Here is a 21,640-nt window from a genome sequence, read left to right as displayed (position 1 = left end):
TTCTGGGAAGTTGCTTTCATTTTTGAATGAATTTATCTGAAGTTATATTCTTGACCCCAGCGCACCCCTGCTGCGCAGGCAGATCGACGATTCAGTCCTCCCTGAAGGCGCGGTTGAAGCTGTCGCGGATGGGCGAGAGCAGATAGTCGGCCGCGAAACGCCTGCCGTTGACGATCAGCACCTCGGCCGCCATGCCGGCATGCAGCGTCACCTTGTTCTCTTTCAGGCTCTCCGGCGTGATCTCGGCGCGGACGATGAAGAAGGCGTTGCCGGTCTTCTCGTCGATCAGCTGGTCGGCTGCGATGTAGCTGACCTTCGCCAGAAGCGGAGGCATGATCCGGGCATTGAAGGCCGTGAGCCGGACCTGAGTGTCGGCACCGACGCGGACCGAATCGATGTCGCGCGGATCGACCTTGGCCTCGACGATCAGAGGCTCCTGTTCCGGGACGATGTCGAGGATCGCCTCGCCAGCGGTGACGACGCTGCCGGCGGTGCGCATGCGGATATTGGCGACGATGCCTTCCTGCGGCGCGGTCACCACGAGCCGGCGCAGCACATCCTGCGCCTGAACGATACGCTCGACCACCTCCGAGAGCTGGAGCTGGCTGTCCTGCAGGTCCTTGGCGATCTCGCTCTGGCGATCGAGGCTGATCGCCTTGATCTCGAGCTCGGCGCCGGCGACGGCCTGCTCAGCCTTGGCCTTGCGTGCCTTCATCTCGCCGGCACGCCCGGTGAGCTCGCTCTGGCGGGTCTGCAATTCAACGAGCTGGGAGCGCTTGGCGTAGCGCTTCTCGTAGAGCTCGGCGATCGTCTTCACCTCCTCGTCGATCAGCGTGCGCTGGTTGCGCACGGCGTCGATCTGCGCCTGCAGCGCCTCGGACTCGGCCTGGTGCTGCTCGATCACGCGCTGCTGGATGCGGGTCTTGCCGTCATAGACCTGGGCACGGGCGCGGAAGAGCGCTCGCTCGGCGTTGATCACCTCGCGGGCGATCGGCGTTCGGGCCTTCTCGATATCATCCGGGAAATCGATCTGCGTCGCATCGCTCTGCTCGGCGCGCAGGCGGGCGAGCCTGGCGTCGAGGCCGACGCGCTTGCCTTCGAGCTGCTGCAGCTCGGCGCGGGCACGGGCGTCCTCCAGCCTGAGCAGCGGCTCGTCCTGGGCGACACGCTCGCCCTCCGCCTTGAGCAGGGTCTTGAGGATGCCGCCTTCGAGATGGCTGACGGTCTTGCGGCGGCTGTCGACGATCACGGTCGCCTGCGCGACGGCAGCATTGTCGAGCCGCGCCGTCACAGCCCAGGCGCCGAAGCCGCCGAAACCGATCGTCACCGCGGCGACGCCGGCGAGCACGAGATTGCGCAGCGAGGGCATCCGCTCCTCGGGCTCCGCCTCCACCTTCATCGGCACGAGCGCGCGGTCGGGCCGGCGTAGCATCGGAAGCTCGCTCATGCGCTCACCTCGCGGACAGGGGCCGGCTTCGCCGGTTCGAGCTCGACCACGCCGCCGGGGGTGATCATGCCGGAGATCGCCGAGCGCGGGCCGAACTGGGCGACGCGGCCCTCGCGCAGAACCAGGATCTTGTCGACGATCTGCATCACCGAAGGGCGATGCGCGATCAGGATCACGATCGCACCGCTCTCGCGAGCGGCCTGGATCGCGCGGATCAGGCTCTGCTCGCCCTCGGTATCGAGATTGGCGTTGGGCTCGTCGAGCACGACGAGGCGCGGCATGCCATAGAGCGCCCGCGCCAGGCCGATGCGCTGGCGCTGGCCGCCCGAGAGCTTGAAGTCGCTGTCGGCGACATTGGTGTCGTAGCCGAGCGGCAAGCGACCGATCAGCTCGTGCACGCCGGCGATGCGCGCCGCCTCGAGGATGGCGTGCGGATCGGGCTTGCGCATGCGGGCGATGTTCTCGGCGATGGTGCCGTCGAGCAGCGAGACCGATTGCGGGAGGTAGCCGACCATGTCACCGAAGGAGCCGCGCTCCCACAGATAGGTGTTGTGGCCGTCGAGATAGACGCCGCCGACATTCGGCTTGAGCACACCGACGATCAGGCGCGCCAGCGTCGATTTTCCGGCTCCGGATGGCCCGACCAGGCCGAGCACATCGCCCGGCTCGAGCGTGAAGGAGACGCCCTTGATCACGGTCTGCTCGCCGCCCTTGGGGGCGTAGACCAGCCGGTCGATGACGAGATCGCCCTCCGTCGCCGGGGTCGGCACGCTCTGGCGCTGCGAGCTCTGCGACTGCAGCAGGTCGCGTACGCGCTTCCAGGCCGCGGCAGCGAGCACCCATTGCCGCCAGTCGGTGATCATCGAGTCGAACGGCGCCAGCAGCCGCCCCAACAGGATGCTTGCCGCCATCAGCGTTCCGGCCGAGACCTCGTGCCGGATGATCAGCACTGCGCCGGTTGCATAGATGGCAAGCTGCATGGTCATGCGGCTGGCGCGGGTGATGGCGGCGATGAACTTGCCGCGGCGCGTGCCGAGGTCGAGATGCTCGAGCATGGCGATCTGCTTGGCCCGCCAGCGACTGGACAGGGCCGGCAGCATGCCCATCGCCTCGATCGTCTCGGCGTGGCGCAAGGTGGCGCTGATCTCGTTGATCGAGGCGACGCCCTCCTCATTGGCCTCCTTCAGCGCCCGGCGGGTCAGCATGTCCGAGACGACACCGAGCAGCAGCAGGATCAGCAGCGAAGCCAGGCCGACCAGACCGTAGATCCAATGGAAGGCGAAGAGCACGGCGAGGAAGATCGGCGACCACATCGCCTCGAGTGGCGTCGCGATCGCCGAGCTCGCGATGAAATAGCGCAGTTCGTTGAGGTCGCGGATCGCCTGTGTCGCCTGGCCGGAACCTTTTTCCAGCGAAGTCGAGACCGCAGCCTGCAGCGCCGGCAGGTTGAGCCGGCGGGCGAGGATGCTCGCCATGGCCTGGAAGGTGAGGGAGCGAATGAACTCGATCGTGCCATAGAGCGCCAGCGCCCCGACCGCGATTACCAGCAGCATGGTCAAGGTGTCATAGCTGCGGCTGACGATAACGCGGTCCTGAACCTGCAGCATGAACATCGGCACGGTCAGCAGCAGGATGTTGACGCAGAAGCTGAGGAAGGCGGCATAGGCCAACCCGCCGGCAAAACCGCGCTGCAGGCCGCGAATCAAGACGTCGGCAGGCTGGGTCGCAACCTTCATGCAAGTCTCCAGACGGGGGTGGCCATCAGATGGCGTCGAACGCGCCACAGCCAATAAGGCATTTCATGAGCGTTATTGAAAGGGTGCCATGAAGGTCGTGTCTATATTATGACAGATGATGCCTTGTTAAATAGAGACAATTGCGGAGAATATGGCAGAACGGTGCTATGTTTCAAAATTTGAAACAGTTCATGACTATGTCGACTCCGATAAAATCTTAATCTCGTTCCATTGGGGGTGGCATGTGCTTTGCGTATAGGCTATTCGTCAGCCATAGGGGCTCGGAGGGCTGACTGCTCATTTCGAGATCAGGCGGAGTAGGGAATGCATCTAAAACCCCATGACGGCGCTCGATTCCTAGGCAATACCTTCAACGGAGATCACCCTGACGGCGTCCGCCGTCTGGAAGCCGAATCAAGCCCCGCGCGGGCACCGGTGTCGCAGCTCGACCTCGCTCGCATGGTCGAGCGGATCAGCCGGCGCTTCCTCGACTATCTCAGGCTCGAGCTGACCAAGCTCGGCGTCGACGACATCTCGCCCTCGCAGGTGATGGTGCTGTTCACCATCGGCTCCGGGGAGATCGCGGTGCGCGACCTGCTCGACCGCGGCCACTATGTCGGCTCGAACGCTTCCTACAACCTCAAGCAGCTGGTCGAGAGCGGCTATCTCGAACGTGGGGCCTCGCCCCGCGACCGCCGCCTCGCCCGGATCTCGCTCTCACCGAAGGGCCAGCTTCTCGTCGAGCGCCTGAAGCTCCTCGACGAGACCAGCCAGTTTAGCCAGGGGCTCGACGGCGATCTCGTCGCCGATCTCCAGGCTACCCACGATACGCTGCGCCGGCTCGAACAATGGTGGGGCGATGCGCTGCGCTATGGAGGGATCCTGCTCGCCTCATGCACGTCCTATTCGTTCATCGTTCAGGATCTGGTCAGTTCGCTCACCTGATCCAGCGCCTCGTCGCCGAGGGCGGCGAGGTCACGCTGGTGACGGAGCGGCCTGAACCGGAGCGCCCAGGAGTGAGGCAGATCGCCTATTCGGTGGGCGAGCCTGCGACCACACATCCGACGCTGGCGGCCACCGACTACCATGTGCGCACCGGTGAGGCGGTTGCCGCTGAGTTGAGCAGATTGCACCGGCATGACAGGCCGGACGCGATCCTCGGCCATGTCGGTTGGGGCGGCATGCTCTTCGCCAAGGATGCGATGCCGGGCGTGCCGCTGATCGGCTATTGCGAGTATTTCTACAACGCTGCCGGTTCCGACCTCGACTTCGACCCGGCCTTCACCGTGCCCGAGGCCGAGCGGCGGCGCATCCGCATGCGCAACGCTGCCCAATTGGTGACGCTGCAGACGCTCGATTTCGCCTATGCACCAACCCGCTGGCAGCAGCAGCAGTACCCGCGCGCTTTGCAGCAGCGCATCGCCGTCTGCCATGACGGCATCGACATCCATTTCTGCCGTCCGGATGCGCAGGCAACGTTCGCGCTGCCGGACGGGCGCGTGTTGCGCCCCGGCGACCCGGTCATCACCTTCGCCGCCCGCGATCTCGACCCCTATCGCGGCTATCCGCAATTCATGCGGGCGGCGGCAAGGATCGCAGCCGAGCGGCCCGAGGTGCTGTTCGTCGCCGTCGGCGGCGACGGGCCGGGCTATGGCCGGCCGCGCCCGGACGGGCGGCTTTGGCGCGAGGTGATGCTGGAGGAGACCGGCCTCGGCGACCGGATCGTCCATATCCCCTGGCTGGCCCATGCCGATCTGGTCAGGCTGTTCCAGATCTCGGCCGCCCATGTCTATCTCAGCGTTCCCTTCGTGCTCTCCTGGTCGATGCTGGAGGCGATGGCCTGCGGCGCTCTGATCGTCGGCTCGGCGACGCCGCCGGTGCAGGAGGTGATCCGCCACGGCGTCAATGGCCTACTCGCCCCGTTCTTCGACGAGGGGCGGCTTGCGAAGACGGTGGTCGCCGCGCTGGACAGACGCGCCGAGGTGGCGCCGTTGCGGGCGGCCGCGCGTCAGACGGTCATCGCGCGCTATCAGCGCGAGACTTGCGTTGATCGCCAGCTCGGCTTCATCGGCCGGCTCGTCGCCGAGGACGATCTGCTCGCAGCGCAATAGCGAGCCGGTTCAGCCGGTGGCGGATGCGTCCGCTGACGATGGCCCAAAGAAGCCGATGATCTGAGTGATCCGACCACCCTCGCCATCATCGCGATGTCGAGCCCTTCCGGCAGCCCGGTGCCGTCGACCTCGATCACCTGCAGGGCAAAGCGAGCGAAGCCATGGTGCTGCTGGACCGCGTGTGCCGCCGGCTCGGGATCCGACCAGGCCTCGGCGGCATGCAAGAAGGCGTCATGCCAAGCAGTCATAAAAGGACGCCTCCGAGGAGGCATAGCCAGTTCCCTCCCCCGGCCGGAAAAGGGTGGCGCCTCATGGCCAGGCGCCACCCCAACAGGTCACCGGACGCTCCGAGAAGCTACTCTGCCGCGGCCCGCATCAACGCGCCGGTGGCACCCGATTCGATGATCGCCGTGATGCGGCCCTCATCGAGCTTCAGCACGTCGCGCAGCACCTCGTCGGTGTGCTCGCCGAGCAGCGGCGAACGCTTGACCACGGTCGGGCTGTTCGAGAGTTTGATCGGGTTGCCGACCGAGAGGTACTTGCCGCGCTTGGGATGGTCGACCTCGACCACGGTCCCGGTGTCGCGCAACGACTTCTCCTCGGCGATCTCCTTCATCGACAGGATTGGCCCGCACGGGATGTCGTATTCATTGAGGAGGTCCATGGCCTCGAACTTGGTCTTGGTCATGGTCCACTGTTCGATCCGGCCGAAAATCTCGTTCAGCCGCGGCAGGCGCGCCGGCGGCTTGGCGTAGTTCGGATCGGTCTTCCAGGTCGGCTCGCCGATCACGTCGCAGATCTTCTCCCAGACCGGCGCCTGGGTGATGAAATAGATGTAGGCGTTGGGGTCGGTCTCCCAGCCCTTGCACTTGAGGATTCGACCGGGCTGGCCGCCGCCGGAATCATTGCCGGCGCGGGGCACGGCATCGCCAAAGGGCAGGCCCTCGCCGAACTGGCTGTATTCCTTGAGCGGGCCATGGTCGAGGCGCTGCTGGTCGCGCAGCTTGACGCGGCAGAGGTTCAGCACGCCGTCCTGCATCGCACAATCGACCTTCTGGCCGAGGCCGGAATGGGTGCGGTGATAGAGCGCCGTGACGATGCCGAGCGCGAGATGCAGGCCGGTGCCGGAATCGCCGATCTGGGCGCCGGTGACGAGCGGCACGCCGTCACGGAAACCGGTGGTCGAGGCGGCGCCGCCAGCGCATTGCGCGACGTTCTCGTAGACCTTGCAGTCCTCGTAGGGGCCGGGGCCGAAGCCCTTGACCGAGGCGACGATCAGCCGGGGATTGGTGGCGTGGATCTTCTCCCAGGTCAGACCCATGCGGTCGAGCACGCCAGGAGCGAAATTCTCGACGAGGACGTCGCAGATCTTCACCATCTCCCAGAGCACTTCCATGCCCTTCGGGTTCTTGGTGTCGAGCGTGATCGAACGCTTGTTGTGGTTCAGCATCGTGAAATAGAGGCTGTCCGCATCCGGCACGTCGCAGAGTTGGCCGCGCGTGATGTCGCCGCTGCCGGGGCGCTCGACCTTGATCACGTCGGCGCCGAACCAGGCGAGGAGCTGCGTGCAGGTCGGCCCCGACTGCACATGGGTGAAGTCGAGAATCTTGACGCCTTCGAGCGCTTGCATTTTTGAGTCCTCCCTTACTTCTTCTTGAGTGCGCTTTGCGGATTGAGATTGCCGATGCGGCCGCTTTCGCTGCCGGCGGTCGGGTCGATCACCGCGTTGATCAAGGTGGGCTTGCCGCTGTCCATCGCCGCGTTGACAGCGCGCTTCAGCTCGTCGGGCGAGACCGCGTTGACGCCGACACCGCCGAACGCCTCCATCATGCGGTCGTAGCGCGCATCCTTGACGAACACGGTCGTGGCCGGATCGTCGCCGGCGCTGTTGACGTCGGTGCCGCGATAGATGCCGTTGTTGTTGAAGATGACGATGCAGACCGGCAGGTTGTACCGGCAGATCGTCTCGACCTCCATGCCGGAGAAGCCGAAGGCCGAATCGCCCTCGACGGCGAGCACGGGCTTGCCGGTCTCGACCGCGGCAGCGACGGCGTAGCCCATGCCGATGCCCATCACGCCCCAGGTGCCGACGTCGAGGCGCTTGCGCGGCTGGTGCATGTCGATGACGCCGCGCGCGAGATCGAGCGTGTTGGCGCCTTCGTTGATGAGGATGGCGTCCGGCCGCTCCGCGATGATGGTGCGCAGCACGCCGAGCGCGCCGTGATAATCCATCGGCACATTGTTGTTCATCAGGCGCGGCGCCATCTTGGCGACGTTCTCGTCGCGCTTTTTGGCAATGGCCGCGGTCCAGTCGGCCGGCGCTGCCGGCCAGGCTCCACCCATTCCCGCGAGCAGGGCAGAGACGCAGGAGCCGATATCGCCGACCACGGGCGCGACGATCTCGACGTTGGAGTCCATCTCCTTCGGCTCGATGTCGATCTGGATGAACTTCTTCGGCTGATCGCCCCAGCTCTTGCCCTTGCCGTGCGACAGCAGCCAGTTCAGCCGCGCGCCGATCAGCATGACGACGTCGGAATCCTTCAGCACGGTCGAGCGCGCCGCGCCGGCGCATTGCGGATGCAGATCCGGCAGCAGGCCCTTGGCCATGCTCATCGGCAGGAAGGGAATGCCGCTCTTCTCGACGAACTGGCGGATCGCGTCGTCCGCCTGGGCATAGGCCGCGCCCTTGCCGAGAATGATCAGCGGCCGCTTGGCGCCCTTCAGCACATCGAGCGCACGCTGGACCGAGTCCGGCGCCGGAAGCTGCGCCGGCGCAGCGTCGATCACCTTGACCAGCGAGTTCCGGCCCTCTTCGGCGTCCATCACCTGGCCGAACAATTTGGCTGGCAGGTCGAGATAGACGCCGCCGGGCCGGCCGGAGACCGCGGCGCGGATCGCGCGCGCCAGCCCGATGCCGATATCCTGCGCGTGCAGAACGCGGAACGCCGCCTTACACAGCGGTTTGGCGACGGCGAGCTGGTCCATCTCCTCATAGTCGCCCTGCTGCAAATCGACGATCTCTCGCTCCGACGAGCCGGAGATCAGGATCATCGGGAAGCAGTTCGTGGTGGCGTGCGCGAGTGCGGTCAGGCCGTTGAGGAAGCCGGGCGCGGAAACGGTGAGGCAGATACCAGGCTTCTTGGTGAGGAAGCCGGCGATCGAGGCGGCGTAGCCGGCGTTCTGCTCATGGCGGAACGAGAGCACGCGGATGCCAGCCGCCTGGGCCATGCGGCCGAAATCGGTGATCGGGATACCCGGCACGCCATAGATCGTGTCGAGGCCGTTGAGCTTCAGCGCATCGATGATGAGGTTGAAGCCGTCGGTCAGCTCGCGCTCGGTTTCGGGCGCGACGGAAGAGATGCTTTGTACGACTGCGGACATCCCGCTTCTCCCTAGACGATTGTTGTTATGGTGATTTTTGCTGTTGATCTTGGTCCGGCTCAGTCGAGCTGGACGAATTGTTCGACGTGCTGGCGCAGCTTGAGCGTGTGCTCGCGCACGAGGCGCTCGGCGCGTTCGCCGTTGCGGGTCTCCAGTGCCTCGATGATCTCCTTGTGATCGACAATCGAACGGCGGGCCCGATCCCTCTCGAAGATCGTGCGCTGGCGGATGCCGCGCACATGCGTGAACAAGCCGTTGGTGATCTCGGCAATGAGCTTGCAGCCGGAGAGCGCGATGATTGCCGCGTGAAAGCGGATATTGGCGTCGGAATACTCGCCCATGTGCTCTTCGATCGCGTCGCTGTCGAAGGTGTCGACGAGATTGTGCAGTCCGGCGATCTCCTCATCCGAGGCGACTTCGGTGGCGAGGCGGGCGGCCATGCTTTCAAGCGCGGCCCAAACCGTGATCATCTCGAGGACCTCGGCCTTGGTCTTGCGCACGATGAAGATGCCGCGACGGGGCGCGATCCTGACCAGGCCTTCCTGCTCGAGCTGGGCCAGCGCCTCGCGCAGCGGCGTACGGCTCACACCGAACTGGAGTGAGAGTGCGCGCTCGTCGAGCCGCAGCTCCGCGCCGGAGTCATAGATCTTCATCGCTCCGATCGCGGCCTTCAGCGCGTCATAGGTGCGGCTCTTGAGGCTCTGCACCTCCTCTATCGGCTGAATTTCAAGCTGTGCCTTGACCATTGCGAAATCGATTTCCGTGTTGCCTTAGCCAAACGCTGCCGCCGCGCATCATGCGCTTCAGGAGCGGTGGTTTCTGGCATACCATATAATGAAAGAAATGGCCGCGCAACGGCCCAAATCCCGCAATTATTATGCTGCAACGCACCCAAATATGGCATATTGCATGCCACGAAGTTTCAGCCTAGGCTAACTCAAACAAGGCCAGTCGGTTCTGCGTTGGTCATTGCGCGGTCCCTGAACAAGGCCATCTTATGGGGACGAAGCGCTATGGATGAACTGAACGCCCTGTTCGGCGGATTCGCCGTTGCTCTCAGCGCCTACCACATCCTGCTCATGGTCATCGGCATCACGCTCGGCGTCGTCATCGGCGTTCTGCCGGGGCTTGGCGGCGCGAATGGCGTCGCCATTCTCCTGCCTCTGACCTTCACCATGCCGCCGACCTCGGCGATCATCCTGTTGACCAGTATTTACTGGGGCGCGCTGTTCGGCGGCGCCATCACCTCGATCCTCTTCAACATCCCCGGCGAGCCCTGGTCGGTCGCGACCACTTTTGACGGGCACCCGATGGCGCAGAACGGCAAGGCCGATGAGGCGCTGGTCGGCGCCTTCACGGCCTCCTTCGTCGGCGCCATCTTCGCGGTCTGCCTGATTACCTTCCTGGCGCCGGTGGTCGCGAAATTCGCCTTGAAGTTCGGCCCCGCCGAGTTCTTCGCGGTGCAGTTCCTGACCTTTGCCAGCTTCATCGGCATGGGCCGTGGCTCGCCTTTCAAGACGATCGCCTCGATGTGCCTCGGCTTCGCCCTCGCCTCCGTCGGCCTGGATGGCGTCACCGGCACACTCCGGATGACCTTCGGACAGGACGAGCTGCTGAACGGCTTCAAGTTCCTCGTCGCCGTCATCGGCCTGTTCGGCATCGGCGAGATCCTCTGCTCGATGGAGGACGGGCTGAAGTTCAACGGCGCCGCCGCCAAGCTGCGGATGGACGCGGTCATTCGCACCTGGAAACAGCTGCCCAGGATGTGGCTGACCTTCCTCCGCAGCTGCATCGTCGGCTGCTGGATGGGCATCACCCCGGGTGGCGCGACGCCAGCCTCCTTCATGGGCTATGGCATCGCCAAGCGCCTGTCGAAGCGGGGCGACAACTTCGGCAAGGGCGAGCTCGAGGGCGTGGTGGCGCCGGAGACCGCCGCCCACGCCGCCGGCACCGCCGCGCTGCTGCCGATGCTGACGCTCGGCATCCCGGGCTCGCCGACGGCGGCGGTGCTGCTTGGCGGCTTGCTGATCTGGGGTCTACAGCCCGGCCCGCTGCTCTTCGTCGAGCAGAAGGACTTCGTCTGGGGCCTGATCGCCTCGATGTATCTCGGCAACGTCGTCGGCCTCATCATGGTGCTGACCTGCGTGCCCTTCTTCGCCGCGATCCTGCGCGTGCCCTTCTCGATCATCGCGCCGGCCATCGTCTTCGTCTGCGCCATCGGTGCCTATACCGTGAACAATGCGATGTTCGATGTCTGGATGATGCTGGTCTTCGGCGTGCTCGGCTATCTGTTCAACAAGCTACGCTACCCGCTGCCGCCGCTCGTGCTGGCGCTCGTGCTCGGCGACCAGGCCGAGAGCTCCTTCCGCCAGGCCATGCTGGTCTCGCAGGGCAATGTCGGCGTGTTCTGGTCGAACTGGCTGTGCGGCGGGATCATGACGCTCGGCCTGATCATGGCCTTCTGGCCGGCTCTGCAGGCACTGCGCGCGAAACTCTCGAGCAACCACGCCGTCGCCCGCGCGGCCTGAGGCCGCGCGGGCCGGTTCCCGCAACATATTCGCCTTCATGACTTTACCAACGCGGCACCAAAGCCGCCTCAAGGGAGGAAGCGTGATGATCCGGACGGGAGTGTCTAAGACCAGGACAATTGCGGTAGCGCTGGCGGCGAGCGCCTGCCTGACCTCGCCAGCCTGGGCGCAGCAGAAATGGGAACCGAGCAAGCCCGTGACACTGGTCATCCCGGCAGGCACCGGCGGCGGCGCCGATCAGATGGCGCGCTTCATCCAGGGCGTCGTCCAGAAGCACAATCTGATGAAGCAGCCGCTGATCGTGATCAACAAGGCCGGCGGCGCGGGCGCCGAAGGTTTCCTGGAGATGAAGGCCAGCGCCAGCGATCCGCATAAGATCGCAATCACCCTGTCGAATCTGTTCACGACCCCGCTCGGTACCGGTTCGCCCTTCAACTGGAAGGACATGAAGCCTGTCGCGATGCTGGCGCTCGACCAGTTCATCCTCTGGACGAATAGCGAGAAGCCCTACAAGACGGCGAAGGACTACATCGAAGCGGTGAAGGCCGGCGACGACCGCCAGTTCAAGATGGGCGGCACCGGCTCGAAGCAGGAAGACCAGATCGTCACGGCGGCGATCGAGCAGCAGACCGGCGGCAAGAAATTCACCTACGTGCCCTATGCCGGTGGCGGCCAGGTCGCGGTCCAGCTCGTCGGCAACCACGTCGACTCGACCGTGAACAATCCGATCGAGGCCGTCGGCCAATGGCGTGCCGGGCAGCTGCGCCCGCTCTGCATCTTCGATGCGCAGCGCTCGACCTACACCGCCAAGGTGACCGAGAAGGAAGCCTGGAGCGACATCCCGACCTGCAAGGAATCGGGCCTGCCGGTCGAGTACCAGATGCTGCGCGGTATCTTCACCACCAAGAACACCAAGCCCGAGCAGGTCGCCTTCTATGTCGACCTGCTGAAGAAGGTGATGGCGACGCCGGACTGGAAGGAGTTCATGGAGAAGGGTGCCTTCAACCAGACCTTCATGAGCGGCCCTGAATTCGAGACGTGGCTGACCAGTGCCGAGGCACTTCATTCCGATCTGATGAAGAAGGCCGGCTTCCTCGCCACGCAGTGAGTTTGACGCGCCGGAGCGCGGCGCAAGCGGTCGCGCTCCGATCAGCCAACCATCACGGAGCCGGCGCCGGTAGTGGGAGCCAGCCAGGAGCAAGACAATGAGCAGCAACGAAGAAGCCGAAGAACGTCCGCTCGTCAGCTATCGCACCTTGGACATCGCAGTCGCGATCTTCTTCCTGGTCGTCGCGGCGATCGTGATAACCGACAGCTTGCGCCTCGGCATCGCCTGGAAGCCGAACGAAGGGCCGCAGCCCGGCCTGTTCCCGTTCTACATCGTCGTGGCGATGGGCATCGCCTCTCTCGTCAATCTGGCCCAGGCCCTGCCGCACACGCCGGACGGTGAGAAGATTGCAACGACCATTCCGGGCATCAAGCGCATGGCGGCGATCTTCGTCCCCGCCGTGCTTTTCGTGCTGGCGACGAACTACATCGGCATCTACGTCTCGGCCGCGATCTATATCGGGACCTTCATGGTGTTCTTCGGCAAGTTCCCGGTGTGGAAGGCCGCTGCCGTCTCGCTCGGCATCGCGATCATCAATTTCATGATGTTCGAGGTCTGGTTCCTGGTGCCACTGCCGAAGGGGCCGCTAGAGGCTGCACTCGGCTACTGATCTTCCATTTGCCGCATAAGGCGGGCCGGGCGCTGCAACGCCCGGCCCGCCTTATTTTCCTCGGGTGACGAGAAAAATTCTAAGGCGCCAACAGTTGGCATGCATAATACCAGATTACGGCAACTGCGCGCGATGACCTGACATTACCCTCTTGACAGTAGCGCTATTTGGCATGCCAAATACCAATCAAGAACCCCGACCGGGCGAACGCCCCGAAGTACGCGGGCAGCCCGACGATGGCGCAGCAAAATAAAATTCCATGGGAGGAAGCGCATTATGGTGACCCAGGCAGCCCTCAAGATTAAGCCGCGCGAAACAGACGTCGACCAAGCGACGGTCCGGAAGGTCCTTGACGGCGTCAAGGCTGATGGCCGCACCAGCCTGACGGCCCCGGAGGCCAAGCTGGTCTGCGACGCCTACGACATTCCGCTGCCCAAGGAAGGCCTCGCCAGATCGGCCGACGAGGCCGTGAAGCTCGCCGGCGGCATGGGCTATCCCGTCGTCATGAAGATCGTGTCCGCGGATATCCTGCACAAGACCGATGCCGGCGGCGTGATCGTCGGCGTCAAGAGCGATGCGGAAGCTCGTTCGGCTCACGACACGATCCTGGCCAATGCCCGCAAGTACAAGGCCGACGCCAAGATCGAAGGTATCCAGGTCCAGCAGATGCTGCCGACCGGTGCGACCGAGACGCTGATCGGCGCGATCACCGACCCCTCCTTCGGCAAGCTCGTGGCCTTCGGGCTCGGTGGCGTCCTCGTCGAGGTACTGAAGGACCTGACCTTCCGCCTGGCGCCGGTCAATGAGACCCAGGCGCTCGACATGATCGGCTCGATCAAGGCCAAGGAGATGCTCGACGGCGTGCGCGGCGGCGAAGCCGTCGACCGCGGCGCGCTCGCCTCCATCCTCGTTCAGGTCTCGGCGCTGCTCGACGACTTCCCGGAAATCGAGGAGCTTGACCTCAACCCGGTCTTCGCGACGAAATCCGGCGCGACAGCGGTCGATGCCCGCATCGTCTGCAATTTCGAGGCGCGCAAGGAGCGTTTCCGTCCGGATCAGGACGCCATCGTCAAGGCGATGAACCGCATCTTCCACCCGAAGGCCGTGGCGGTGATCGGCGCCTCGAACGAGGCCGGCAAGATCGGCAATTCGGTGATGAAGAACCTGATCAATGGCGGCTACAAGGGCACGATCGTGCCCGTGCACCCGAAGGCCGACACGATCGAGGGCATCAAGGCCTATAAGTCGATCCTCGACTATGATGGCGATGTCGATGTCGCGGTCTTCGCGGTGCCGGCCAAGCTCTGCAACGGCGCCATGGACGAGGTTGGCCGCAAGGGCGTGCCGGGCACGGTGATGATCCCCTCGGGCTTTGCCGAGTCAGGCGAACCCGAACTGCAGGAAGAGCTGCTGGCGACCGCCCGCAAGTACAATGTCCGGATCATGGGGCCGAACATCTACGGCTTCTACTATACGCCGGAGAACCTCTGCGCGACCTTCTGCACGGCCTTCGACGTCAAGGGCAAGGCGGCCCTGTCCTCGCAGTCCGGCGGCGTCGGCATGTCGATCATCGGTTTTGCCCGCTCGACCAAGATGGGCGTCTCCTCGATCGTCGGCCTCGGCAACAAGTCGGACCTCGACGAGGACGACCTGCTGACCTTCTTCGAACAGGATCCGAACACCTCGGTGATCGCGATGCACTGCGAGGACCTGAAGGACGGCCGCGCCTTCTCCGAGGTCGCCGAGCGCGTCTCGAAGAAGAAGCCGGTGATCGTGCTGAAGGCCGGGCGCACGGCTTATGGCGCCAAGGCCGCCGCCTCGCATACCGGCGCGCTCGCCGGCAACGACAAGATCTATGACGACATCCTGAAGGCTTCGGGCGTCATCCGCGCGCCCTCGCTGCGCGGCATGCTCGAATATGCCCGCGGCGTGCAGGTCCTGCCGGCGCCGAAGGGCGAGAACGTCCTGATCATCACCGGCGCCGGCGGCTCCGGCGTGCTGCTCTCGGACGCCTGCTTCGACAACGGCCTGACGCTGATGAAGATGCCGGATGATCTCGACGCGGCCTTCCGCAAGTTCATCCCGCCCTTCGGCGCGGCCGGCAATCCCGTCGACATCACCGGCGGCGAGCCGCCGCTGACCTACCAGAACACGGTCCGCCTCGGCCTCAACGACGAGCGCATCCACGCGCTCATCCTGGGCTACTGGCACACGATCGTGACCCCGCCGCTGGTCTTCGCCGACAAGATGATCGAGGTCGTCACCGAGGCGCGCGCCAAGGGCATCGACAAGCCGATCGTCGCCTCGCTCGTCGGCGACGTCGAGGTCGAGAAGGCCTGCGAGAAGCTCTACGACCACGGCATCGTGGCCTATCCGTACACCACGGAGACACCCGTCGAGGTGCTCGGTGCCAAGTACAAGTGGGCGCGCGCCGCCGGCCTGATCAAGGGCTGAGCGACAGACCCCGACTCCGCCGACGCCCGGACTCCGTCCAGCGTCGCCGGCCGCACGCATCGCGTGACGCCGCTCCCATCCGCCAGGAGGGAGCGGCCCTGACAAATCATTCAAGGCTTCTGTTCCGAATGGCCGGCGCCGCGGAAAGGCCCGGTCGCTCTCCCCGAAATCCGAGAGAGATCGCGATGAACATCCATGAATATCAGGCGAAGGGGTTGCTCAAGGAATTCGGGGTGCCCGTCCCGGACGGATTTCCCGTACTGACGGCAGAGGATGCCGAAGCCGCAGCGAAGCAGCTGCGTGGCCCGGTCTGGGTGGTCAAGTCGCAGATCCATGCCGGTGGCCGCGGCAAGGGGACCTTCAAGGAACCCGAGGCGGGCGAGAAGGGCGGTGTACGCCTGGCGAAGTCGGTCGATGAAGCAAAAGCCTTCGTCCAGCAGATGCTCGGCCACACGCTCGTCACCGTCCAGACCGGTCCAGCTGGCAAGCAGGTCAACCGGCTCTATATCGAGGACGGCTCGCTGATCGACCGTGAATTCTACCTCTCCATGCTCGTCGACCGCGAGACCTCGCGGATTTCCTTCGTCGTCTCAACGGAAGGCGGCATGGACATCGAGGCCGTCGCCCACGACACGCCCGAGAAGATCAAGACCTTCTCGGTCGATCCGGCGACCGGCATCATGCCGCTGCATGGCCGCACCGTCGCCGAAGCGCTGCATCTGACCGGCGACCTCGCCAAGCAGGCCGAGGATCTGACGGCCAAGCTCTATGCGGCCTTCATCGCCAAGGACATGGCGATGCTCGAGATCAACCCGCTGATCGTCACCAAGGACGGCAAGCTGCGCTGCCTCGACGCCAAGATCTCCTTTGACGACAACGCGCTCTACCGGCACCCGGACGTCTACAAGCTGCGCGACGAGACGGAAGAAGACGCCAAGGAGATCGAGGCCTCGAAATACGACCTCGCCTATATCGCGCTCGACGGCACGATCGGCTGCATGGTCAACGGCGCCGGCCTCGCCATGGCGACGCTCGACATCATCCAGCTCTACGGGGAGTCGCCGGCGAACTTCCTTGATGTCGGCGGTGGCGCCTCCGAAGAGAAGGTTACCGCGGCCTTCAAGATCATCACGGCCGATCCCAATGTGAAGGGCATCCTGGTCAACATCTTCGGCGGCATCATGAAGTGCGACGTCATCGCCCGCGGCGTGATCGCGGCGGTGAAGACGGTCGGCCTTGAGGTTCCGCTGGTGGTTCGTCTCGAAGGCACCAATGTCGAGGAGGGAAAGACGATCATCCGCTCCTCCGGCCTCAATGTCATCCCGGCCGATGACCTCGACGACGCCGCCCAGAAGATCGTGGCCGCCGTGCGCAAGAACTAGGAATCCGCGTGACAGCGCGGGAATGGGTTTCCCGCGGAGGAAATGCTCAAAACAACCAAAAACGATCACGCCTTCTGCATTGGGCCGAAACCGCACCAATGCAACGTGATCTAGGGGGAGCGAACATGTCCATCCTGATCGACAAGACCACCAAGGTTATCTGCCAGGGCTTCACTGGCAAGAACGGCACTTTCCATTCCGAGCAGGCGATCGCCTATGGCACGCGCATGGTCGGCGGCGTCGCCCCCGGCAAGGGCGGCCAGAGCCATCTTGGCCTGCCCGTCTTCAACACGGTCGCCGAGGCCAAGGAGAAGACCGGCGCTACCGCTTCGGTCGTCTACGTCCCGCCGCCGGGCGCGGCGGACGCGATCTGCGAGGCGATCGACGCCGAGGTCCCGCTGATCGTCTGCATCACCGAGGGCATCCCGGTGATGGACATGATCAAGGTCAAGCGCATGCTGACTGGTTCCAAGTCCCGGCTGATCGGGCCGAACTGCCCCGGCATCGTCACTGCCGGCGAGAGCAAGATCGGCATCATGCCGGCCAACATCTTCAAGCGCGGTTCGGTCGGCATCGTCTCGCGTTCGGGCACGCTGACCTATGAGGCGGTGTTCCAGACCAGCTGCGAGGGGCTGGGCCAGACCACCGCGGTCGGCATCGGCGGCGACCCGGTCAAGGGCACCGAATTCATCGATATGCTCGAACTCTTCCTCGCCGACCCCGCCACCGAGTCGATCGTCATGATCGGCGAGATCGGCGGCTCGGCCGAGGAGGACGCGGCGCAGTTCATCAAGGACGAGGCCAGGCGCGGGCGATCCAAGCCGATGGTCGGCTTCATTGCCGGCCGCACCGCCCCTCCCGGCCGCCGCATGGGCCATGCCGGCGCGATCATCTCGGGCGGCAAGGGCGGCGCCGAGGACAAGATCGCGGCGATGGAAGCGGCCGGGATCAAGGTCTCGCCCTCGCCGGCGCGCCTCGGCAAGACGCTGATGGAGCTACTCAACGGTGAAGTCGGCATCCAGAAGCGCTGCGCCGAGATCGAATGGTCCTTCTGACCGCCGCTGCCTGACTTTCAGCCACGTCCAGCCGGCCTGATCCCGCGACGTCCGGCGGGTCCGACCTCCTCCCTTGATGGCCCTGCGACAAGCTCGTCGCGGGGCCTCTTTTTTGAACCGCATACGGAGACCCGCTTCATCTCCCGCATGGACGTAGCGTCAGCCGGGCGCTATGCGCTGCAGAAAGCAGGAGCAGCGACCTTGAAAGCCCCCAGCGCCACGACCACACCTGCCAGCGCGACGCAGCAGCTCGCCCTCCAGCGCTTCGTGCCCGAGGAGACCTTCAAGACCAAGGTCTACGCCTCGCTGAAGCAGGCGATCATCACCATGGACATCTACGGCTCATCCGAGCCGACCTGGATCGACGAGCGGCAGCTCTCCGAGCAGCTCGGCGTCAGCCGCACGCCGGTGCGCGAGGCCGTCGCGATGCTCGAGCAGGAAGGGCTGGTGAAGTCGCTGCCGCGCCGCGGCATCATGGTGCTGAAGAAGACCAAGAGCGAGATCGTCGAGATGATCCAGGCCTGGGCGGCGCTGGAAAGCATGGCGGCACGCCTCCTGATCCAGCGCGCCAGCGACGCCGAAATCGGCAAGCTGCGCACGCTGTTCAAGGATTTCGACGAGGCCCACAAGCCCTCCGACCATGTCGGCGAATACTCGTCGGCCAATCTCGTCTTCCATCAGACCCTGATCGGATTGAGCAAGTCGCAGTTGCTCGTTGAGATGACCGACAACCTGCTGCTGCATGTGCGCGGCATCCGCCAGATGACGATCGGGCGCGACGACCGCGCCAGCCGCTCGATCGTCGAGCACCTCAGGATCATCGAGGCCCTGGAGCGGCGCGACACCGCACTGGCCGAGCAATTGTGCCGCGACCACACGCTCGGCCTCGCCGCCTATGTCGACCAGCACGCCGACATCTTCGACTAGAGCAAGTCCAGCGAAAGTGCGTAGCGGTTTTGCGTCCGGACTTGCGCCAAAAGAGTCCGCCCCGATCAGCCGCCCTGCACGAAGGCGTTCACCAGCGTGCCGATGCCCTCGATCGCCACCTCGATCGTGTTGACCGGCTCCTTCATGGCGCCGACGCCGAGCGAGGTGCCGCAGCAGATCAGATCCCCGGGCAGCAGCGTCATGTCGTGCGAGAGCCGGCTGACCAGTTCATGCGGCTGGAAGATCATGTCCGCGATCGGATAGTTCTGACGCTCCTGGCCGTTCAGCAGCGTCCGGACCGTGAGCTCCCGCGGGTCGAGGCCCGTGGCGATCGCCGGCCCGAACGGCCCAAAGCCGTCGAAGCTCTTGGCGCGAACCCATTGCGGGAAGGTTGGGTCGGCGGCGATCAGGTCCAGCGCCGTGATGTCGTTGACGCAGGTATAGCCGAAGATGAACTCGCCCGCGGCCTGCGGGCTCACCCGGCTGCAATTGCGGCCGATGACGATGCCGAGCTCGCCCTCATAGACGACCTTGCCGGCATAGGATGGCGGGCGCATCACCGCGAAGCCCGGTGCCGCCATGCAGGACGGCGCCTTCATCAGATAGAGCGGCTCCGGCGGCACCGGCATCGCCAGCTTGCCGGCGAGCGCGTGGAAGTTGTTCCAGAGCGCAATGATCTTGGAGGGCGTGCTCGGCGCCAGCAGCGTGACCTCGTCGAGCGGCACCCTTTCGCCCGTCGGCCGCGCGCCGGCGAACATGTCGCCGCTGTGGATCGCGATTGTCCCGCCAATAAGCGTGCCGAAGCGTTCGCGGCCCGCATACGCAAAGCGCACCCAACGCGCTCTCGCCTGGCTCTTCTCCGTCCGCGCTGCCTGCTCGATGGTCGCGTTCAACATGGCACCGTCTCTCCCGTCACGAGGCCGCTAGTTGGAGCGGCTGCTCCGGAGCGGATTCGGCCGCCCCCTCCCCCGCAAGTGCCTCGGGCGGGAAGGTCGGATAGAGCCCCTTGATGCTGGCCATCTGCTGGACGAGCCCGAGCACGGCATCGATGAAGGGTGTGCGCGTCTCGGTCAGCCGCCCCATCTCCTGGACCGCGCCGAGCAAGGCGTCGATCTCGAGCGGCCGGCCCTTGTCCAGATCCTGCAGCATCGAGGTGCGATGCGCGCCGACGCCGGCCGCGCCATTGATCCGGCGCTCGACATCAACGCGGAAATGGACGCCGAGCTTTTCGCCGATCTCCTGCGCCTCCAGCATCATGCGGCGGGCAAGTCCCCGCGTGCCGGGCTCCGTGGCGACGACGTCGAGCGTTGCATGGGTCAGTGCCGAGATCGGGTTGAAGCAGAGATTGCCCCAGAGCTTGAGCCAGATATCGTCGCGGATATCGGTGAAGAGCCTCGGCTTCATGCCCCCGGCAGCGATCGCCTCGGCGAAGCGCGTCAGCCGCCCGCTCTCCTGGCGGTTGGGCTCGCCGAGGCCGAACTGATCGCCATAGACGTGCTTGATCACGCCGGGCTCGATGATCTCGGTCGCCGGGTAGACCGTGCAGCCGATGACGCGCTCGGGGCCGATCGCGTTCCACTGCCGGTCGCCGGGGTCGACGCTGCGCAGGCGCAGATCGGCATAGGCACCGTCCAGCCCGTGGAAATACCACCACGGCACACCGTTTTGGGCGGTGACGACGGCGGTCTCGGGTCCGAGCAGCGGCTTCAGATCCTCCGCCGCCTCCCAAGCCTGATGCGCCTTGAGCGCGACGATCACGACATCCTGTTGGCCGAGATCGCGTGGATCGCGGCTCGCCGGCATCTGCTCGGTGATCGTCTCTGTCTTGGTGACGAGGGTCAGGCCCTTGGCTTTGATCGCCTCCAGATGGGCGCCGCGCGCCACGAGCGAAACGTCGAGCCCGCCGCGCTTGAGCATCACGCCCATATAGCCGCCGATCGCGCCGGCGCCGTAGATGCAGATCTTCATCGGCCTCCCCTTTCTTGCTCTTATGACGTTGCGACCTGGTGGTTCGCCATGATCTCCAGCGCCCGCACCATGGCCGAGTGATCCCAGTCCTTGCCGCCATGGGCGACGCAGGCGTTGAACAGCTCCTGTGCCGTCGCCGTATTCGGCAAAGAGACGCCGAGCGAGCGCGCCGTCGACAGGGCTAGATTCAGGTCCTTCTGGTGCAATCCGATGCGGAAACCCGGATTGAAGGTGCGCTTGACCATGCGCTCGCCATGGATCTCGAGGATCTTCGAGGAGGCGAAGCCGCCCATCAGCGCCTGGCGCACTTTGGCGGGATCGGCGCCCGCCTTGGAGGCGAAGAGCAAGGCCTCGCCGACCGCCTCGATGGTCAGCGCGACGATGATCTGATTGGCGACCTTGGTGGTCTGACCGTCGCCATTGCCGCCGACCAGCGTGATGTTCTTGCCCATCAGCTCGAAGAGCGGCTTGACCGTGTCGAAGGCGCCTTGCGGCCCGCCGACCATGATGGTGAGGCTCGCCGCCTTGGCGCCGACCTCACCGCCCGAGACCGGCGCGTCGAGATAGGACGAGCCGTTCGCCTCGATCCTTTGCGCAAACTCCTTGGTCGCCATCGGCGAGATCGAGCTCATGTCGACGACGACGCTGCCCTTGTTCAGGCCGAGTGCCACGCCGTTGGTGCCGAACAGCACCTCCTCGACCTGCGGGGTGTCCGGCAGCATCAGGATGACGATCTCGCTCGCCGCTGCGACCGCCTTCGGCGTCGGGTGGACCGTGATCGCCTTCGCCTGCAGCTCGGCATCCGGCGCCTTGTGATGGCTTGATATGTGCAGCGTATGGCCGCCAGTGATCAGGTGTTCCGCCATGGGGCGGCCCATGATGCCGAGGCCGATGAAACCGATATTCGCCATGAGTACCGTATCCTCCGTTCGA

The 21,640-nt window shown here is 64.9% G+C and carries 17 protein-coding genes; 9 read left to right on the top strand and 8 right to left on the bottom strand.

Features of this window, described 5'->3' with window-relative positions:
* Window positions 1-91 precede the first annotated feature (91 nt).
* Complete coding sequence (locus AC07O0_RS17095; RefSeq protein WP_494624879.1) at window positions 92-1,447, bottom strand: HlyD family type I secretion periplasmic adaptor subunit; 1,356 nt, start codon at window positions 1,445-1,447, stop codon at window positions 92-94.
* Window positions 1,444-3,183 (bottom strand): type I secretion system permease/ATPase, encoded by a 1,740-nt coding sequence (locus tag AC07O0_RS17090; RefSeq protein ID WP_494624878.1) that lies wholly within the window; start codon window positions 3,181-3,183, stop codon window positions 1,444-1,446. Before AC07O0_RS17090 ends, AC07O0_RS17095 begins: the two co-directional genes overlap by 4 nt.
* A 435-nt stretch (window positions 3,184-3,618) precedes the next feature.
* Here AC07O0_RS17090 and AC07O0_RS17085 point away from each other — a divergent pair, with 435 nt between their 5' ends.
* Window positions 3,619-4,128, top strand: coding sequence for a MarR family winged helix-turn-helix transcriptional regulator (locus AC07O0_RS17085; protein ID WP_494624877.1), 510 nt, complete (start codon window positions 3,619-3,621; stop codon window positions 4,126-4,128).
* Window positions 4,077-5,294, top strand: coding sequence for a glycosyltransferase (locus tag AC07O0_RS17080; RefSeq protein WP_494624876.1), 1,218 nt, complete (start codon window positions 4,077-4,079; stop codon window positions 5,292-5,294). Before AC07O0_RS17085 ends, AC07O0_RS17080 begins: the two co-directional genes overlap by 52 nt.
* Window positions 5,295-5,649: 355 nt before the next feature.
* Here AC07O0_RS17080 and frc read toward each other — a convergent pair whose 3' ends face one another.
* Genes frc through AC07O0_RS17065 form a run of 3 tightly spaced genes read right to left on the bottom strand, consistent with a single transcriptional unit; the run spans window position 5,650 to window position 9,421 of the window.
* The gene (gene frc / locus AC07O0_RS17075) at window positions 5,650-6,924 is read right to left on the bottom strand and encodes a formyl-CoA transferase (RefSeq protein ID WP_494624875.1); all 1,275 of its coding nucleotides are present in this window, start codon (window positions 6,922-6,924) and stop codon (window positions 5,650-5,652) included.
* Window positions 6,925-6,938: 14 nt separating this feature from the next.
* Window positions 6,939-8,675, bottom strand: a complete 1,737-nt coding sequence (gene oxc, locus AC07O0_RS17070) for an oxalyl-CoA decarboxylase (protein ID WP_494624874.1) — start codon at window positions 8,673-8,675, stop codon at window positions 6,939-6,941.
* Between the two features lie 59 nt (window positions 8,676-8,734).
* A complete protein-coding gene (locus tag AC07O0_RS17065) occupies window positions 8,735-9,421 on the bottom strand; it encodes a GntR family transcriptional regulator (RefSeq protein ID WP_494624873.1) in 687 nt (228 codons plus the stop codon).
* A 267-nt stretch (window positions 9,422-9,688) separates the two neighbouring features.
* Between AC07O0_RS17065 and AC07O0_RS17060 the strand changes: the two genes are divergently transcribed.
* From AC07O0_RS17060 to AC07O0_RS17030, 7 genes are all read left to right on the top strand, one after another.
* Entirely contained in the window at window positions 9,689-11,203 is a 1,515-nt protein-coding gene (locus tag AC07O0_RS17060) for a tripartite tricarboxylate transporter permease (RefSeq protein WP_494624872.1), read from the top strand.
* Window positions 11,204-11,288: 85 nt separating this feature from the next.
* Entirely contained in the window at window positions 11,289-12,311 is a 1,023-nt protein-coding gene (locus tag AC07O0_RS17055; RefSeq protein WP_494624871.1) for a Bug family tripartite tricarboxylate transporter substrate binding protein, read from the top strand.
* A gap of 97 nt (window positions 12,312-12,408) precedes the next feature.
* Window positions 12,409-12,921, top strand: a complete 513-nt coding sequence (locus AC07O0_RS17050; protein ID WP_494624870.1) for a tripartite tricarboxylate transporter TctB family protein — start codon at window positions 12,409-12,411, stop codon at window positions 12,919-12,921.
* A gap of 279 nt (window positions 12,922-13,200) precedes the next feature.
* Window positions 13,201-15,375: an acetate--CoA ligase family protein gene (locus AC07O0_RS17045; protein ID WP_494624869.1), complete on the top strand. Its 2,175-nt coding sequence runs from the start codon at window positions 13,201-13,203 to the stop codon at window positions 15,373-15,375.
* 185 nt (window positions 15,376-15,560) lie between these two features.
* Window positions 15,561-16,757, top strand: a complete 1,197-nt coding sequence (sucC, locus tag AC07O0_RS17040) for an ADP-forming succinate--CoA ligase subunit beta (protein ID WP_494624868.1) — start codon at window positions 15,561-15,563, stop codon at window positions 16,755-16,757.
* A gap of 125 nt (window positions 16,758-16,882) precedes the next feature.
* Window positions 16,883-17,812, top strand: coding sequence for a succinate--CoA ligase subunit alpha (sucD, locus tag AC07O0_RS17035; protein WP_494624867.1), 930 nt, complete (start codon window positions 16,883-16,885; stop codon window positions 17,810-17,812).
* Window positions 17,813-18,013: 201 nt separating this feature from the next.
* Window positions 18,014-18,739 (top strand): GntR family transcriptional regulator, encoded by a 726-nt coding sequence (locus tag AC07O0_RS17030; RefSeq protein ID WP_494624866.1) that lies wholly within the window; start codon window positions 18,014-18,016, stop codon window positions 18,737-18,739.
* A 65-nt stretch (window positions 18,740-18,804) separates the two neighbouring features.
* Here the strand turns inward: AC07O0_RS17030 and AC07O0_RS17025 are convergent, their stop codons facing one another.
* Genes AC07O0_RS17025 through AC07O0_RS17015 form a run of 3 tightly spaced genes read right to left on the bottom strand, consistent with a single transcriptional unit; the run spans window position 18,805 to window position 21,618 of the window.
* Complete coding sequence (locus AC07O0_RS17025) at window positions 18,805-19,635, bottom strand: fumarylacetoacetate hydrolase family protein (protein ID WP_494624865.1); 831 nt, start codon at window positions 19,633-19,635, stop codon at window positions 18,805-18,807.
* 16 nt (window positions 19,636-19,651) lie between these two features.
* Window positions 19,652-20,707 carry a 2-dehydropantoate 2-reductase gene (locus AC07O0_RS17020; RefSeq protein ID WP_494624864.1) on the bottom strand — a complete coding sequence of 352 codons (1,056 nt, stop codon included), beginning with the start codon at window positions 20,705-20,707 and terminating at the stop codon, window positions 19,652-19,654.
* A 20-nt stretch (window positions 20,708-20,727) separates the two neighbouring features.
* Complete coding sequence (locus AC07O0_RS17015; RefSeq protein ID WP_494624863.1) at window positions 20,728-21,618, bottom strand: 2-hydroxy-3-oxopropionate reductase; 891 nt, start codon at window positions 21,616-21,618, stop codon at window positions 20,728-20,730.
* Between the last annotated feature and the right edge of the window lie 22 nt (window positions 21,619-21,640).

The organism is Allobosea sp. GW821-FHT10B12, from assembly GCF_059415545.1.
This window is presented reverse-complemented; position numbering and strand designations above follow the sequence as displayed.